This window comes from Actinoplanes sp. NPDC051388 (genome assembly GCF_055586225.1).
In genome coordinates this window covers 24,269-37,910 of record NZ_JBVJIP010000014.1, presented here as the reverse complement: position 1 = coordinate 37,910, position 13,642 = coordinate 24,269, and the positions used below count along the sequence as shown (strand labels likewise).

Sequence of the window (13,642 nt, the reverse complement as noted above, 5' to 3'; positions counted from 1 at the left end):
TTTCGGAGCTCCTCCGTCTGTGCGACGGACGAGTACCCGAAGTCTGCCGACGGACGCCAGCCGAATCGGCTAGCGCCCTCCGATGGGTGCGTCCTCGCGATCCGCGTCCAACGGATCGACGAATTCCCCCTGCGCGGTGAGTGAACCCTGGGCCAAGCGCGTCACACGAGGCGGCGCCGGCGGCTCCAGGCCGGCCACCACGCGCAGGCCGGACAAGACATCATCGGGTCGGACGGCGGGCGTGACCTGCCGTACGACAAGGTCGAGTATCGCACACGGTGTGGCAACCGCCCCGGAAGGTGCGCCAGACTCGTCCGCCACGGCGCAGGAGACGACCGCCACCCGCGCGTCGAACGAGCGCCGTCCCTGCTTCGTCATGCGCTCGACCAGCACTTCTTCGGCGCTGAGGAAGTCACTGACGGCAGCCGCGGCGATCTCCTGGGTGACCCCGGGCAGCTCGATCCGCCACTTCGACGCGTCGATCCGCTCGGCCAGGCTGGTGCCCTCGCGGGCCACGACGGCGTCCAGCACGTCCAGGCCGGGCGAGAGCGCCGCGTCCAGGGCGGCGACCAGTTCGGCCGGGTCGACCGCGGCTTGCAGGCCGATCTCCAGGTATTCCGCCTCGCTGGCGACGCCGGTGGGCGCGGCGCTGGCGTACGAGATCTTGGGGTGTGGGGTGAAGCCCTGGGAGAACGCGATGGGCACCAGGGCACGGCGCAGCGCACGCTCGAAGGCGCGGGCGAAGTCCCGGTGCGAGGTGAAACGCAGCGGGCCGCGCTTGGCATAACGGATCCGGATCCGCTGGACGATCGGGGCCTGACCGCCGACCGGCTGGTTCTTGGCGATGGGAGCGACTCCTGTTCGGGAGGGAAGCCCCATCATCGCACCGCACTCCGGATCGTTGAGCGCGGCATGAAAGCACTCGTCCTCGCCGGCGGCCGCGGCACCCGGCTGCGCCCGCTGACCAACACCTCGGCCAAACAACTCTTCCCGGTCGCGAACAAGCCGGTGATGTTCTACGGCCTGGAGGCGATCCGGGCGGCCGGCATCGAGGAGGTCGGCATAGTGGTCGGCGACACCGGCGCCGAGATCCGGGCCGCGGTCGGCGACGGCGCGCAGTTCGGCCTGCGGGTGACCTATCTGCCGCAGGAGGCTCCGCTGGGCCTTGCGCACTGTGTGCTGATCGCCCGCGACTTCCTCGGCGCCGACGACTTCGTCATGTATCTGGGCGACAACTTCCTGGTCGGCGGCATCCAGGAGCTGGTCACCGCGTTCGGCGAGGGCGACTACAGCGCGCAGATCCTGCTCACGCCGGTGGACGACCCCCGCTCGTACGGCGTGGCCGAGCTCAACCGCAGCGGGCAGATCGTCGGGCTCGCGGAGAAGCCGGACGACCCGGCGAGCGATCTGGCCATCGTGGGCGTCTACCTGTTCACCGCGGCGGTGCACGACGCGGTCCGCGCGATCCGCCCGTCCGCGCGCGGCGAACTGGAGATCACCGATGCCGTGCAGTGGCTGATCGACCACGGCCACCACGTGCACTCGCACCTGATCAGCGGCTATTGGAAGGACACCGGGCGGGTGCGGGACATGCTCGAGTGCAACCGCATCGTGCTGGAGTCGATCGAGACCGGCGTCCACGGGTCGGTCGACGCGCGCACCGAGGTGACCGGGCGGGTGGTGATCGAGGCGGGCGCGGTGGTCGAGGGCTCGGTGCTGCGCGGGCCGGTGGTGGTCGGCGCGGACACCAAGATCGTCGGGTCGTACCTGGGCCCGTTCACCTCGATCGGCGCCGGCTGCGTGGTGGAGGACGCGGAGATCGAGTATTCGATCGTCATGAACGACTCGACCGTGCGCGGCGTGTCCCGGATCGAGGCCTCGCTGATCGGCAAGGGCGTCTCGGTGACGCCGGCCCGGCGGGCGCCGAACACCCACCAGCTGGTGATCGGCGACCACAGCACGGTCCGGTTGCGCGGATGAGAATCCTGGTCACCGGCGGCGCCGGCTTCATCGGATCCCAGTTCGTCCGCGACCTGACCACCGGCGCCGCGCCCGGCTTCGAGGGCGCCACGGTGACGGTGCTGGACAAGCTGACCTACGCGGGCAACCGGGCCAACCTGGACGGCTGCGGCAGCTTCGAGTTCGTGCCCGGCGACATCGCGGACCCGCATCTGGTGGCCGGGGTGATGCCGGGCGTGGACGTGGTGGTCAACTTCGCCGCCGAGACGCACGTGGACCGCTCGATCGCCGACCCGACCGCCTTCCTGCGCACCAACGTGCTCGGCGTGCAGACCCTGCTGGACGCTGCCCGGGCCGCCAACGTGTCAACGTTTCTGCAGGTCAGCACCGACGAGGTGTACGGGTCGATCGAGCACGGCTCGTGGCCGGAGACGGATCCGCTGCGGCCCAACTCGCCCTATGCCGCGGCCAAGGCGGGCGCCGACCTGCTCTGCCTGGCCTATCACCGCACCTACGGCATGGACGTGCGGATCACCCGCTGCTCGAACAACTACGGCCCGCGGCAGCACCCGGAGAAGGTGATCCCGCACTTCGTCACGCGCCTGCTGACCGGCCGGAACGTGCCGCTCTACGGGGACGGCCGCAACGTGCGGGACTGGCTGCACGTGGCCGACCACTGCCGGGGCATCCGGATCGCGCTGGCCAAGGGCGCGCCGGGCGAGGTCTACAACATCGGCGGCGGCACCGAGCTCACCAACCTCGAGCTGACCGGGTTGCTGCTGGACGCCTGCGGCGCGGACCGCACCCGCATCGACCACGTGCCGGATCGCCTCGGCCACGACCGCCGCTACTCGGTCGACATCACCAAGATCCAAGCCCTCGGGTACGCCCCGGAGATCGACTTCACCGGCGGCCTCCCGGACACCGTCACGTGGTATCGCGAGCATCCGCAATGGTGGGCCGGAACGCCCACAGCCGCCCCGCCTGGTAGTTGATCAGCGGCCCGAGCAGCATGATCACCGCCTGCGCGACGAGCACGTGCAGACCCAGCACCTCGACCAGCGTCCACAGGCCGCCGAGGCTGAACAGCAGCGCCCACAGGCAGAGCGCGTAGAAACGCAGGAAGCCGCCGATCACCGGGCCGCCGGTGCGAAAGACGACGCAGCGGTAGATCGGGTAGGTGGCCACCGCGCAGAACGTGCTGGTCAGCGCCGCGAGCAGCAGGTAGGGGATCCAGCGGGACAGGGTGAGCCATCCGGCCGCGAACACGACGTAGTAGAGGACGGCGCTGAACCCGCCGGCCGCCACGTACCGGACCCGGCGGTCGGCGGCCAGGCGGGTGAGCGTCGTCATCGGGGCCGGTGCGCGCGCAGCATCAGCGAGACGCCGGGCAGCGACCGCACGGGCAGGTGGCGCTCGGCCCACACCACCGCGCGCAGGGCGGCGTTCACCGGGGCCGGGAGCAGCGCCAGCTCGTTGCCGGTGGCCCGCCGCCGGGTGAGCCGCACGACCGGTCGGAGCAGCACGTTCCAGCTCCACAGCTCGTCCACCTCGAGCCCGGCCTTGACCACCGCGCGTCGCAGGCCGTCGCGGTCGTAGCGGCGGAAGTGGTGACTGGCCACGTCGTGCGCGGACCACAGCCGCATGTCACAGGGCACGGTGACCAGCAATGTCCCGCCCGGCCGGAGGACCCGGCGGATCTCGGCCAGCGCGAGGTAGTCGTCCTCGATGTGCTCGATCACGTCGAACGCGGTGACCAGGTCGATCGTGGCGGCCGCGGCGGGCAGGCCGGTGGCGTCGCCGCGCACCGCGGTGAGCCCGCGCCGCGCGGCCACCTCGGCGCCGTCCACGCTGTACTCCAGCGCGATCGGACGCCACCCGTGCCGGCGCAGCACCCTGGTGTTGCCACCGGCCGCCGCGCCGATGTCGAGGGCGACTCCGGGCACGCCACCGGCGTGCACCAGATCGCGCAGCCAGCGCGCGAGGATCGCCCGGCGCTCCTGGAACCACCAGTGCCGGTCCTCGACGTCGGCCAGCATCTGGATGTCCGAGGCATCCATGGGATCCCCTTTCAGGCCTCGTCGGCCGGGAGATAGACGGTCAGGCCGGCGGTCTCCGTGGCGGGCGCGAGCTGCCGGTAACCGGTCACGCAGTCGCCGAGCACGTCCCGGTCGGCCGGGACCATCGGGCGGTTCATGATGAGCAACGGGCGGCGGTCGTGCCGGTGACACCCGGCCCGGATCCCGGCCGCGGTGCGCGGCCGGTTACCGGGGTCGTACCAGCCCTCGCCGACGGTCCGGCCGCCGAGCAGGAAGACCAGGCCGGGCATCTTGTCGAGGGCGATGATCGGCCGGCCGGGCGGGTCCAGACGCGACCCGAGACGGGCGCGCAGGGTGGCGTAGCGCCGGGCGGACGCCGGGTCGAGTCGCAGCGAGGACAGCGCCGGCACCCCGGCGGCGACCGCGGTGGCCTCGGCGTTCGGCCGTCCCCGGTACGGATGCAACCAGCTCCCGCCGACCGCGATGCAGGCGGCCGCGACCAGGGCTCCGGCGGTGGTCGCGCCGACCAGCACGCGAGCGGCCCGCACCCGGGGCAGCCCGGTGAACGCCGCGATCAGGATCGCCACCCAGATCGCGAACGCGTTCACCGAGACCTTCAGCGGCGTGTTGGACGTGCCGAACGCGTAGCCGACCGGTACCACCGCCAGCACGGCGAGGAACAGCCGGTCGGACCGGATCGCCGCGGCGGCGGCGAGCAGCACGGCCACCGCCGGGGCGAGGAAGGCGTGCACGTTGGTGGCGCCGCCGGCGAGACCGCCGTGCCGCGCGGTGTGCCAGGCCGCCGCCGCGAGGCCGGCCACGCCGAGCGCCGCGCCGGCGAGGCGGGCGACGCGACCGCGGACGCGCACCGTGACCAGCACCGCGAGCAGTAACAGGCCGTAGTGCCGGGCCACCTCGCCGAGCGTGGGCAGGGTGGACGTCCAGTAACGCTCGAGCAGCACCGGCACGGCGAAGCTGGACGCGGCGAGCAGCTTGTTCACGGTGATCAGCGGAGGCAGCGCGGTGCTCAGCGGGATCACCGCGAACTGCAGGACCGCGACGGCCACCGCGAATCCGGCCAGGCACCAGGCGGCGCCGTCGAGAATCGCGCGGAGGCCGCGCGGCCGCAGCACCAGCAACCCGGCCGCGAGCACCAGGACCCAGACCGACACCGCGGCCCACTTGGTCAGCAGCACCGGAACGGTCAGCACGCCGATCGCGGCGGCCGGCCACCACACCCGGGCGCCGGCGCCGAGCGCGCACACCGCGGCGAGGCCGAGCAGTGCCCCGAGCAGCACCACGTCGTTGTACCCGGGAGTGGCCGGCAACCAGCTGTAGGTCAGTCCGCCCGCGGCGAGGATCACGGTCGCTCCGGCGGCCTCCCAGAGCCGGGTGCGCGGCGCATCCGGGCGGCGGATCCGCAGCCAGGCCATGAACGCCGAGCCGAACAGCAGATGCGCCACCACGATCGAGCCGAGCCGGATCAGGCGCAGCCCGGCGACGTCGTGTCCGATCAGGTCGAACACCGGCCCGACGACGTACGCCGAACCGGTGAAATTGCGGTGATCGACCGACCACCACCGATAGGAGAGCAGGTAGAAGCCCTCGTCGGTGAGGTCGAAGCCACGCCCGGAGGCGGCCGCGGTGGCGGTGATCCACACGCCGGCCACCGCGGCGGCGAGGGCCAGCACCACGGCGGGACCCCGGCGGCCCGCGGGCGGCGGGACCTCCTCGGCCGGCGCGGGAGCGGTGCCCGCCTCGAGGGTCGTCGTCATGGCGCCGACCGTACATCACGCAAATGGGTTTAAAAGCGTTGGTACTAGTGCATATACCTTGAGCTGGAGGGAGTCCCCGTGGACGTCTCGGTCGTGGTGCCCTGCTATCGGTCCGCCGAGACCCTGCCCGCGCTGGTCGCCCGGCTCGGCGCGGCGCTGCCTTCGATGACCGGCGACTTCGAGGTGCTGCTCGTGGTGGACGGCCCCGACCGCGCCACCTGGGCCGCTGCCTCCGCCCTGGACCGGGCCCACCCGTTCGTCCGGGCGCTGCGCCTGAGCCGCAACTACGGCCAGCACAACGCGCTGGTCGCCGGGGTGCGCACGGCCCGGCACGAGGTCGTGGTGACGATGGACGACGATCTGCAACACCGTCCGGAGGAGATCGGCGCCCTGCTCGCCGCGCTCACCCCGGAGGTGGACCTGGTCTACGGCGTGGCCGCCGAGGAGGAGCACGGCGCCGCCCGCAGCCTGGCGTCGCGACTCGCCAAGACCGGCCTGGAACGCCTGCTGCGGGTGCCGGGCGCCCGCCGGCTGAGCGCCTTCCGCGCCTTCCGCACCTTCCTCCGGGACGGCTTCACCGGGCTCCGCGGCCCGCACGCCTGCCTCGACGTGGCGCTCTCCTGGGGCACCGACAGCGTCGCCTCGGTGCCGGTGCGGATGGACGAGCGCACCCACGGGCGGTCCGGCTACACCGTGCGGATGCTGATCCGGCACACGCTGAACATGGTGCTCGGCTACTCGGCCGCGCCGCTGCGGCTGGTCACCTATCTCGGCTTCGCGGTCGGCTTCCTCGGCCTGGCGCTGCTCGGCCGGGTGCTCTGGCTCCACTACGCCGGCCAGACGACGGTCGCCGGGTTCACCACGATCGCGTCGATGGTGGCGCTCTTCTCGGCCGCCCAGATGGTCGCGGTGGGCATGCTGGGCGAGTACATCGGACGGATCCACGCGAACGGGATCGGCCTGCCGACCTATGTGGTGCGCCCGTCAGCCCAGCCGGACCCGTCAGCCCAGCCGGACCCGGAAGCGGCGCAGCGGGAGGAGACTGCGGCCGGCCTCGTCGGTCAGCGCATCGAGGCGTAGCAGGCCGGTGCCGCAGACCACGGTCGGCCGGCCCGCGCGCAGGAAGAGGACCTTTCCCGGCGTACGGTTCGCGATCACCACGTCCGGCTCGACGATGACGTCGTGCAGCCGGGCGGGCACACCGTCGAGCAGCGTGCGGGCCCCGGCGTACGGCGGGCCGACCGCCCAGACGAAGTCCCGCAACCAGCCCGCCGGCCGCGCCCAGTCCATCTCGTAGTCGGCGTCGTCCCGCCAGAGGCTGTAGGTCGCGGCGTCGTCGTCCTGCGGCGTGCCGGTCAACTCCTCCCCCGCGGCGATCCGCGCGCCCAGCCCGGCGGCCAGTTCGCCATAGGCGTCCGCGACCAGGTCGATGGCCGCGGCGATCCGCAGTGGCCGGGGCGTCAGCGGCACCCGCACCTGAGCGACGATGTCGCCGCGGTCGTACTCCTCGGCGGCCAGCAGCGCGGTCACCCCGGTCGCGGCGTCCCCGGCCAGCAGTGCGGTCACCAGCGGATTGAAGCCGCGGTAGCGCGGCAGCAGCGAGTCGTGGAAGACCACCAGCGTGGTGCCCGCGCGCTCCGGGATCAGCCAGCGCCAACCGGCCGCGATCGCATAGCGGGTGGCCGGCGCCCGCCCGGCGTCCGCCCGGTCCAGAAAGGACACGCCACGCTCCGCGCACCGGGTGGCCAACCGCTCGTACGCGTCGTCGGCCGTGCCCGGATCCCGCGCGGACACCACCGCGCGCACCAGCCCCGGCGGCAACGCGTCGAACGTGGCGACCCCCTTGGCCGTCATCGCATAGAGCACCACGCCGGTCATGAACGGGCCTCGGCCAGCGCGCCGCGTTGTGCCGGGGTGGCCGGCCGGAACGACCGCACCGCCGCGATCACCCGGTCCACCTCGGCCGATGTCAGCCCGGCCCACAGCGGCAGCCGCACCAGGCGATCCGCCACGTCCTCGGTGACCGGGCAACCGCCCGGACCGGGCCGCCCGAGTCGCAACCCGGCCGGCGCGTCGTGCAGCGGCTGATAATGGAAGGCGCCCTGCACGCCGTGCTCCCCGAGGTGACCGAGCAGTGCCTGCCGGGTGGCCAGGTCGGGCATCAGCAGGTAATACAGGTGCGCCGGGTGGGTCCGGCCGGCCGGCACCGTCATCCCGCGGGCGCCGAACGCCGCGGCGTACGCCTCCCACACCGCGTGGCGCGCCCGCTGGATCTCGTCGAACGCCTCGAGCTGCGCGACCAGCCCGGCGGCGAGCACGTCGGACGGCAGGAAGCTGGAGCCCAGGTCCATCCAGCGGTACTTGTCCACCTGCCCGCGGAAGAACCGGCTGCGGTCGGTGCCCTTCTCTCGGATGATCTCGGCGCGCTCGCGCAGCCGGTCGTCGTTGATCAGCAGGGCGCCACCCTCACCGCAGGACACGTTCTTGGTGGCGTGGAAGCTCTGCGTGGCGAGCGCGCCGAAGGTGCCCAGCGGGCGGCCGCCGAGGGTGGCGCCGAGACCGTGCGCGTTGTCCTCGATCACCGCCAGCCGATGCCGGTCGGCGATCTCCTGGATGACGTCCATCTCGCAGGCCACCCCGCCGTAGTGCACCACCACGACGGCCCGGGTGCGTGGGGTGATCGCGGCCGCGACGGCGCGCTCGTCCAGATTGAGGGTGTCCGGCCGGCAGTCCACGAACACCGGCACCGCGCCGCGCAGCGCGAAGGCGTTCGCGGTGGAGACGAAGGTGAACGACGGCATGATCACCTCGTCGCCCGGGCGCAGGTCGAGCAGCAGACCGCTGAGCTCGAGCGCGTGCGTGCACGACGTGGTGAGCAGCGCGGCGGGCGCGCCGGTCAGCGCGGTCAGCAGGTCGGTCGCGCGCCGGGTGTACGGCCCGTCGCCCGAGGTGCTGCCGGACGCGGCCGCCGCGGCCAGATATTCGATCTCACGGGCGGCCAGGTGGGGACGGTTGAACGGGATCTGCACACCCGTTCAACCGTGCCCGGGCCCTAGTGGGTGTGCTCGGGCGCGCGCAGACCGCCGACCGGGGTCAGCGGCAGCAGCTTCTTGCCGGTCGGGCCGATCTGGATCTCGGTGTCCATGGACGGGCAGACGCCGCAGTCGAAGCACGGGGTCCAGCGGCAGTCGTCCTGCTCGAACTCCGACTTCGAGTCCTGCCAGTCCTGCCACAGCCAGTCCTTGTCCAGCCCCGAGTCGAGGTGGTCCCAGGGCAGCACCTCCAGCTGCTCGCGCTCGCGGGTGGTGAACCAGTCGAGGTCGACGCCGAAGTCCGGCAGCACCTCGGCGGCCGACTCGACCCACCGCTGATAGGAGAAGTGCTCGCTCCAGCCGTCGAAGCGCTGCCCCTTGTCCCAGGCGCGCTTGATCACCGCGCCGACCCGGCGGTCACCACGGGACAGCAGGCCCTCGATCAGGGAGGGTTCGCCGTCGTGGTAGCGGTAGCCGATCGCCCGGCCCAGCCCGCGGTCCGAGTTGATCTCCTGCTTGAGCATCCGGAGCCGCGCGTCGATCACCTCGGGCGTGGCCATCGGGGCCCATTGGAACGGGGTGTGCGGCTTGGGCACGAACCCGCCGATCGAGACCGTGCAGCGAATGTCCTTGGTGCCCGCGGCGATCCGGCCGGCCTTGATCACCTCGTGGGCCATCCGGCCGATCTGCAGCACGTCCTCGTCGGTCTCGGTGGGCAGGCCGCACATGAAGTACAGCTTCACCTGCCGCCAGCCGTTCGAATATGCTGTCACGACGGTCCGGATCAGGTCCTCCTCGGTCACCATCTTGTTGATGACCTTGCGGATCCGCTCGGAGCCGCCCTCGGGCGCGAAGGTGAGACCGGTGCGGCGCCCGTTGCGGGAGAGCTCCTGGGCCAGGTCGATGTTGAAGGCGTCCACCCGGGTCGAGGGCAGCGACAGCGAGACGTTGGTGTCCGCGTACTGCTCGGCCAGGCCGGAGCACATGTCACCGATCTCGGAGTGGTCGGCGCTGGAGAGCGAGAGCAGGCCCACCTCGTTGAAGCCGGAGAACTCCAGCCCCTCCTTGACCATCTGGCCGACCGTGGTGATCGACCGCTCGCGCACCGGGCGGGTGATCATGCCGGCCTGGCAGAACCGGCAGCCCCGGGTGCAGCCGCGGAAGATCTCCACCGCGTAGCGCTCGTGCACCGTCTCGGCGAGCGGCACCAGCGGCTTCTTCGGGTAGGGCCAGGCGTCCAGGTCCATCGTCGTGCGCTTGTGCACCCGGAACGGCACGTCCGGCCGGTTGGGCACCACGCGCTGGATCCGCCCGTCCGGCAGATAGTCGACGTCGTAAAACCTCGGAACATAGATGCTTTCGGTACGCGCGAGGCGCAGCAGCAGCTCGTCCCGGCCGCCCGGGCAGCCCTCGGCCTTCCATGCCCGGATGATCGCGGTGATCTCGAGAACCGCCTCCTCGCCGTCGCCGAGCACGGCGGCGTCGATGAACTCGGCGATCGGCTCCGGGTTGAAGCTGGCGTGCCCGCCGGCCAGCACCACCGGGTCGTCGTCACCGCGGTCGGCGGCGGACAGCGGGATGCCGGCCAGATCGAGCGCGGAGAGCATGTTCGTGTAGCCCAGCTCGGTGGCGAACGAGATGCCCAGCACGTCGAAGGCCTTCACCGGCCGGTGCGAGTCGACCGTGAACTGCGGGACGCCGGCCTCCTTCATCAGCGCCTCGAGGTCCGGCCACACCGCATAGGTCCGCTCGGCCAGCACGTCGGACTGCTCGTTGAGCACCTCGTAGAGGATCTGCACGCCCTGGTTGGGCAGCCCGACCTCATAGGCGTCCGGGTACATCAACGCCCAGCGGACCGTTGTCGCGTCCCACTCCTTGACAACGGCGCCGAGCTCGCCGCCCACGTACTGGATCGGCTTGCTGACCCGGGGCAGCAACTGCTCGAGCTGCGGGAAGACGGAAGTGACGCTCATGGGTAGCAGGTTACGCGGCCTTCAGTCCGGCCAAGGGCGGTGGGCGGGGTGGAGGACGTGCGGCTGCTACTGCAGTTCGGTCGCGGCCTTGTCCAGGTCGGTGGCCAGCAGGTCGTCCCGGAACGCGCAGAGCTGCAGCGTCATCCGGGCGGCGCCGGTCTCCCCGACCACCAGCCGGATCGCCCGCCCATGGTCGTCCAGGTCGCCGACCAGCGCGTCCAGCAGCCGCACCCCGGCGCTGTCCAGGAACGAGACCGCGGTCAGGTCGATCAGCACCGCGCCGTCGCGGGGCACCAGCTGCACGATCTCGCGCCCGATGGTCGGCGCGTTGGCCAGGTCGATCTCCCCCACCAGCGTGACGATCGAGGCGGTGCCCCGCCGGGTGCAGCTGACCGTGTGGTCGGTCACGGGGTCTCCTTCCGGGAGCGCCGCATGGTCACCACGGTGCCGGCGCTGCGGTCGAAGGACACATGATCCATCACCTGGCGGATGAGTCCCAGCCCCCGTCCGCGTGCCAAGTCGGTGTGCGCCGGCCGCCACACGCCCTGATCGGCCACCTGCACCTCCACCGCCTCCTCGGACACCGTGGCGGACACCTCGACCTTGCCGAACGGATCGTCCCGATAACCATGCTCGATCGCGTTGGCCACCGCCTCCGAACAGGCCAGCAGCAGCGCCTGCACGCTGTCGTCGTCCACCCCGTGGGTTTCCAGCCAGCCGCGCAGATCCTTGCGCAGCAGAGCGATCTGCATCGAGTCGGCGCCGATGGACCGTTCCAGCCGCTCCTCGGTGCCGAGCGTGAGGCAGAGCAGGCAGACGTCGTCGCTGTGCTCGCGGCCCACCATCAGGTCGGCGAAGCCCGCGGTCAGGCCGGGCATCGGCGAGTTGCGCCGCCGGGCCCACTCGCGGGCCATCAGGTCTAGGCCGCGGTCGATCGGCCGGCTGCGCCGCTCGACCAGACCGTCCGTGTAGAGCAACAGCCGGCTTCCGGACTGCAGGTGCACCTTCTCCTCGACCCGCTCGCGGCGGCCGGCCCGCGAGCCGAGCGGGCCCGAGCGCGCGCCGAGCAGGTAGCGCGCCTGACTGGCCGGCTCGTGCAGCAGCGGCGGCAGGTGCCCGGCGCAGGCATAGGTCATGGTGTTGGTGGCGAGGTTGATCTCCGCATAGGCCACCGTCGCCATCCGCGCGCTCTCCACCCGCTCGACGAACCGGTCGAGCTTGCGCAGCACCTTGGCCGGTCCCGCGTCGGCGGACGCCAGCGCGCGGACCGCGCTGCGCAGCTGGCCCATCGTGGTGGCAGCGTCGATGCCCCGGCCGACCACGTCGCCCACCACGATGGCCAGCTTGTCCGGCGCGATCTTGAAGGCGTCGAACCAGTCGCCGCCGACCTCCAGATCCAGCGCCGCCGCGTGGTAGTGCGTCTCCACCACGAACCGCGAGTCCTTCGGCAGGTGGCCGGCCAGCAGGCTGCGCTGCAGCGTGCGGGCGATGGCGCGCTCCTGCTCGTAGAGCCGGGCATTTTCCAGCGCCAACCCGGCGCGGTCGGCCAGGTCGACCAGGAAGGCGGTGTCCGACGGCGCGCGCCGGGCGACCTGCATGCGCAGCGCCAGCGTGCCCAGCACCCGGCCGCGGGCGGTCAGCGGCAGCACGGCGCAGCCCGGGTCCGGCCCGTCCACCGGTGTCCAGTGCGGCTCGCCGGACTTGATCACTTCATCGACGTGCCCGGCCAGCCGGTCGGAGTCCGGCGCCGGTCCGCCCGCCTCGGCGAGCAGTCCGGCCGGGCCGACCTGCAACCGGATCGCGGCCCAGTCGGCGACCTCCGGCACCAGGCGCTCGACCAGCCGGCCGGCCCGGGCGGTGAGCCGGTGCGTCTCGTCCAGCTCGCGGGTGACCTCGGCCAGGAAAGTGGCACGGGCCTCGCGGCGGCGCGCCTCGTCATAGAGCCGGGCGCGGTCGAGCGCCTGCCCGGCCTGCTGGCCGAGCAGCCGGACCACCCGCAGCTCGGCGTCGGTGAGCTCGCGTGGGTCGGTGAAGCTGAAGGCCAGCACGCCGCGCACCTCGTCGGCGGCCGGGCCGGTGGTCAGCGGCAGCAGCACCACCGCGTGGCGACCGGCCTGGCGCATCGTCTCGGCCAGCTCGCCGAAGTGCTCCTTGGCCTCGGTGAGCGAGGAGACCACGTGCAGGTCGCCACGCCGGGCCACCTCGGCGACCGCCCGGCTGGACGAGAGCGGGATGTCGTCGGGGCGGTTCGCCGGGTCGGTGCCGGCCACCGCGATCAGCCGGTCGCGATCCGGGTCGACGAGCCAGATGCTGCTGCTGGTGGCGCCGAAGGCCGGTTGCGGCGCCCGGATCACCACGGCCGCGGCCTCGGCCTCAGTGGCCGCGGCGGACAGGTCCGCCACGATCTCCTGGAGTACGCGGACCCGCTGCTCGGACGCCTCGGCGACTCGGCGGGCGGCCAGCAGCTCCTGCTCGTACGCTCGTCTCTCGGTGGCATTGAAGATCGTGGTGCGGATCAGTCTCGGCTGACCGGCCGGATCCCGGCTGAGCACCGAATTGACCAGCGTCGGCAGCCGGCGGCCGTCGGCGCAGACCACGTCGAACGCGACTTCGTGCACGTCGTCCTGCATGCGCAGCAACGGCGCGTAATGGGTCTCGTGGTAGATCTGCCCGCCGGAGCTCAGCAGGTCGCGAAAGCGGCGACGGCCGACCAGATCCGTGCGGGCATGACCGGTCCACGCCAGAAAGGTCTCGTTGACCTTGACGATGGTGCCGTCCGGCATGGTGGTCAGGTATCCGCACGGGGCATGCTCATAGAGCTCCCCGGGATCGTCCTCCCACGGCACGCGGAGATCCTGAGTCAC

The 13,642-nt window shown here is 72.2% G+C and carries 12 protein-coding genes; 3 read left to right on the top strand and 9 right to left on the bottom strand.

What is annotated here, in order from left to right:
- Positions 1-69: 69 nt before the first annotated feature.
- The gene (locus tag ACZ6TI_RS30905; protein WP_465348704.1) at positions 70-879 is read right to left on the bottom strand and encodes a TIGR03936 family radical SAM-associated protein; all 810 of its coding nucleotides are present in this window, start codon (positions 877-879) and stop codon (positions 70-72) included.
- A 33-nt stretch (positions 880-912) separates the two neighbouring features.
- On the opposite strand from ACZ6TI_RS30905, the gene ACZ6TI_RS30900 reads away from it, so the two are divergent.
- Positions 913-1,980, top strand: a complete 1,068-nt coding sequence (locus ACZ6TI_RS30900; protein WP_465348703.1) for a glucose-1-phosphate thymidylyltransferase — start codon at positions 913-915, stop codon at positions 1,978-1,980.
- The gene (gene rfbB / locus ACZ6TI_RS30895; RefSeq protein WP_465348702.1) at positions 1,977-2,954 is read left to right on the top strand and encodes a dTDP-glucose 4,6-dehydratase; all 978 of its coding nucleotides are present in this window, start codon (positions 1,977-1,979) and stop codon (positions 2,952-2,954) included. The genes ACZ6TI_RS30900 and rfbB overlap by 4 nt, the downstream gene beginning before the upstream one ends.
- Here the strand turns inward: rfbB and ACZ6TI_RS30890 are convergent.
- Genes ACZ6TI_RS30890 through ACZ6TI_RS30880 form a run of 3 tightly spaced genes read right to left on the bottom strand, consistent with a single transcriptional unit; the run spans position 2,887 to position 5,773 of the window.
- The gene (locus tag ACZ6TI_RS30890; RefSeq protein WP_465348701.1) at positions 2,887-3,312 is read right to left on the bottom strand and encodes a GtrA family protein; all 426 of its coding nucleotides are present in this window, start codon (positions 3,310-3,312) and stop codon (positions 2,887-2,889) included. The two genes, rfbB and ACZ6TI_RS30890, sit on opposite strands and share 68 nt — an antisense overlap.
- Positions 3,309-4,019, bottom strand: a complete 711-nt coding sequence (locus tag ACZ6TI_RS30885; RefSeq protein ID WP_465348700.1) for a class I SAM-dependent methyltransferase — start codon at positions 4,017-4,019, stop codon at positions 3,309-3,311. Before ACZ6TI_RS30885 ends, ACZ6TI_RS30890 begins: the two co-directional genes overlap by 4 nt.
- A gap of 11 nt (positions 4,020-4,030) precedes the next feature.
- Positions 4,031-5,773, bottom strand: a complete 1,743-nt coding sequence (locus ACZ6TI_RS30880; protein ID WP_465348699.1) for a hypothetical protein — start codon at positions 5,771-5,773, stop codon at positions 4,031-4,033.
- A gap of 78 nt (positions 5,774-5,851) precedes the next feature.
- On the opposite strand from ACZ6TI_RS30880, the gene ACZ6TI_RS30875 reads away from it, so the two are divergent.
- Entirely contained in the window at positions 5,852-6,853 is a 1,002-nt protein-coding gene (locus ACZ6TI_RS30875; RefSeq protein ID WP_465348698.1) for a glycosyltransferase family 2 protein, read from the top strand.
- On the opposite strand, the gene ACZ6TI_RS30870 is transcribed toward ACZ6TI_RS30875, so the two are convergent.
- From ACZ6TI_RS30870 to ACZ6TI_RS30850, 5 genes are all read right to left on the bottom strand, one after another.
- Positions 6,776-7,651 (bottom strand): methionyl-tRNA formyltransferase, encoded by an 876-nt coding sequence (locus ACZ6TI_RS30870; protein WP_465348697.1) that lies wholly within the window; start codon positions 7,649-7,651, stop codon positions 6,776-6,778. The genes ACZ6TI_RS30875 and ACZ6TI_RS30870 overlap by 78 nt on opposite strands.
- Positions 7,648-8,802 (bottom strand): dTDP-4-amino-4,6-dideoxygalactose transaminase, encoded by a 1,155-nt coding sequence (gene rffA / locus ACZ6TI_RS30865; RefSeq protein ID WP_465348696.1) that lies wholly within the window; start codon positions 8,800-8,802, stop codon positions 7,648-7,650. Before rffA ends, ACZ6TI_RS30870 begins: the two co-directional genes overlap by 4 nt.
- Before the next feature lie 23 nt (positions 8,803-8,825).
- Positions 8,826-10,778 carry a TIGR03960 family B12-binding radical SAM protein gene (locus ACZ6TI_RS30860; protein ID WP_465348695.1) on the bottom strand — a complete coding sequence of 651 codons (1,953 nt, stop codon included), beginning with the start codon at positions 10,776-10,778 and terminating at the stop codon, positions 8,826-8,828.
- Between the two features lie 66 nt (positions 10,779-10,844).
- Entirely contained in the window at positions 10,845-11,186 is a 342-nt protein-coding gene (locus tag ACZ6TI_RS30855; RefSeq protein WP_465348694.1) for an STAS domain-containing protein, read from the bottom strand.
- Complete coding sequence (locus ACZ6TI_RS30850) at positions 11,183-13,642, bottom strand: SpoIIE family protein phosphatase (protein ID WP_465348693.1); 2,460 nt, start codon at positions 13,640-13,642, stop codon at positions 11,183-11,185. The genes ACZ6TI_RS30855 and ACZ6TI_RS30850 overlap by 4 nt, the downstream gene beginning before the upstream one ends.

Coding starts and splice junctions, on each gene's coding strand:
- ACZ6TI_RS30905 (WP_465348704.1), bottom strand. CDS start 879: ATGGGGCTTCCCTCCCGAACAGGAGTCGCTCCCATCGCCAAGAACCAG.
- ACZ6TI_RS30900 (WP_465348703.1), top strand. CDS start 913: ATGAAAGCACTCGTCCTCGCCGGCGGCCGCGGCACCCGGCTGCGCCCG.
- rfbB (WP_465348702.1), top strand. CDS start 1,977: ATGAGAATCCTGGTCACCGGCGGCGCCGGCTTCATCGGATCCCAGTTC.
- ACZ6TI_RS30890 (WP_465348701.1), bottom strand. CDS start 3,312: ATGACGACGCTCACCCGCCTGGCCGCCGACCGCCGGGTCCGGTACGTG.
- ACZ6TI_RS30885 (WP_465348700.1), bottom strand. CDS start 4,019: ATGGATGCCTCGGACATCCAGATGCTGGCCGACGTCGAGGACCGGCAC.
- ACZ6TI_RS30880 (WP_465348699.1), bottom strand. CDS start 5,773: ATGACGACGACCCTCGAGGCGGGCACCGCTCCCGCGCCGGCCGAGGAG.
- ACZ6TI_RS30870 (WP_465348697.1), bottom strand. CDS start 7,651: ATGACCGGCGTGGTGCTCTATGCGATGACGGCCAAGGGGGTCGCCACG.
- ACZ6TI_RS30860 (WP_465348695.1), bottom strand. CDS start 10,778: ATGAGCGTCACTTCCGTCTTCCCGCAGCTCGAGCAGTTGCTGCCCCGG.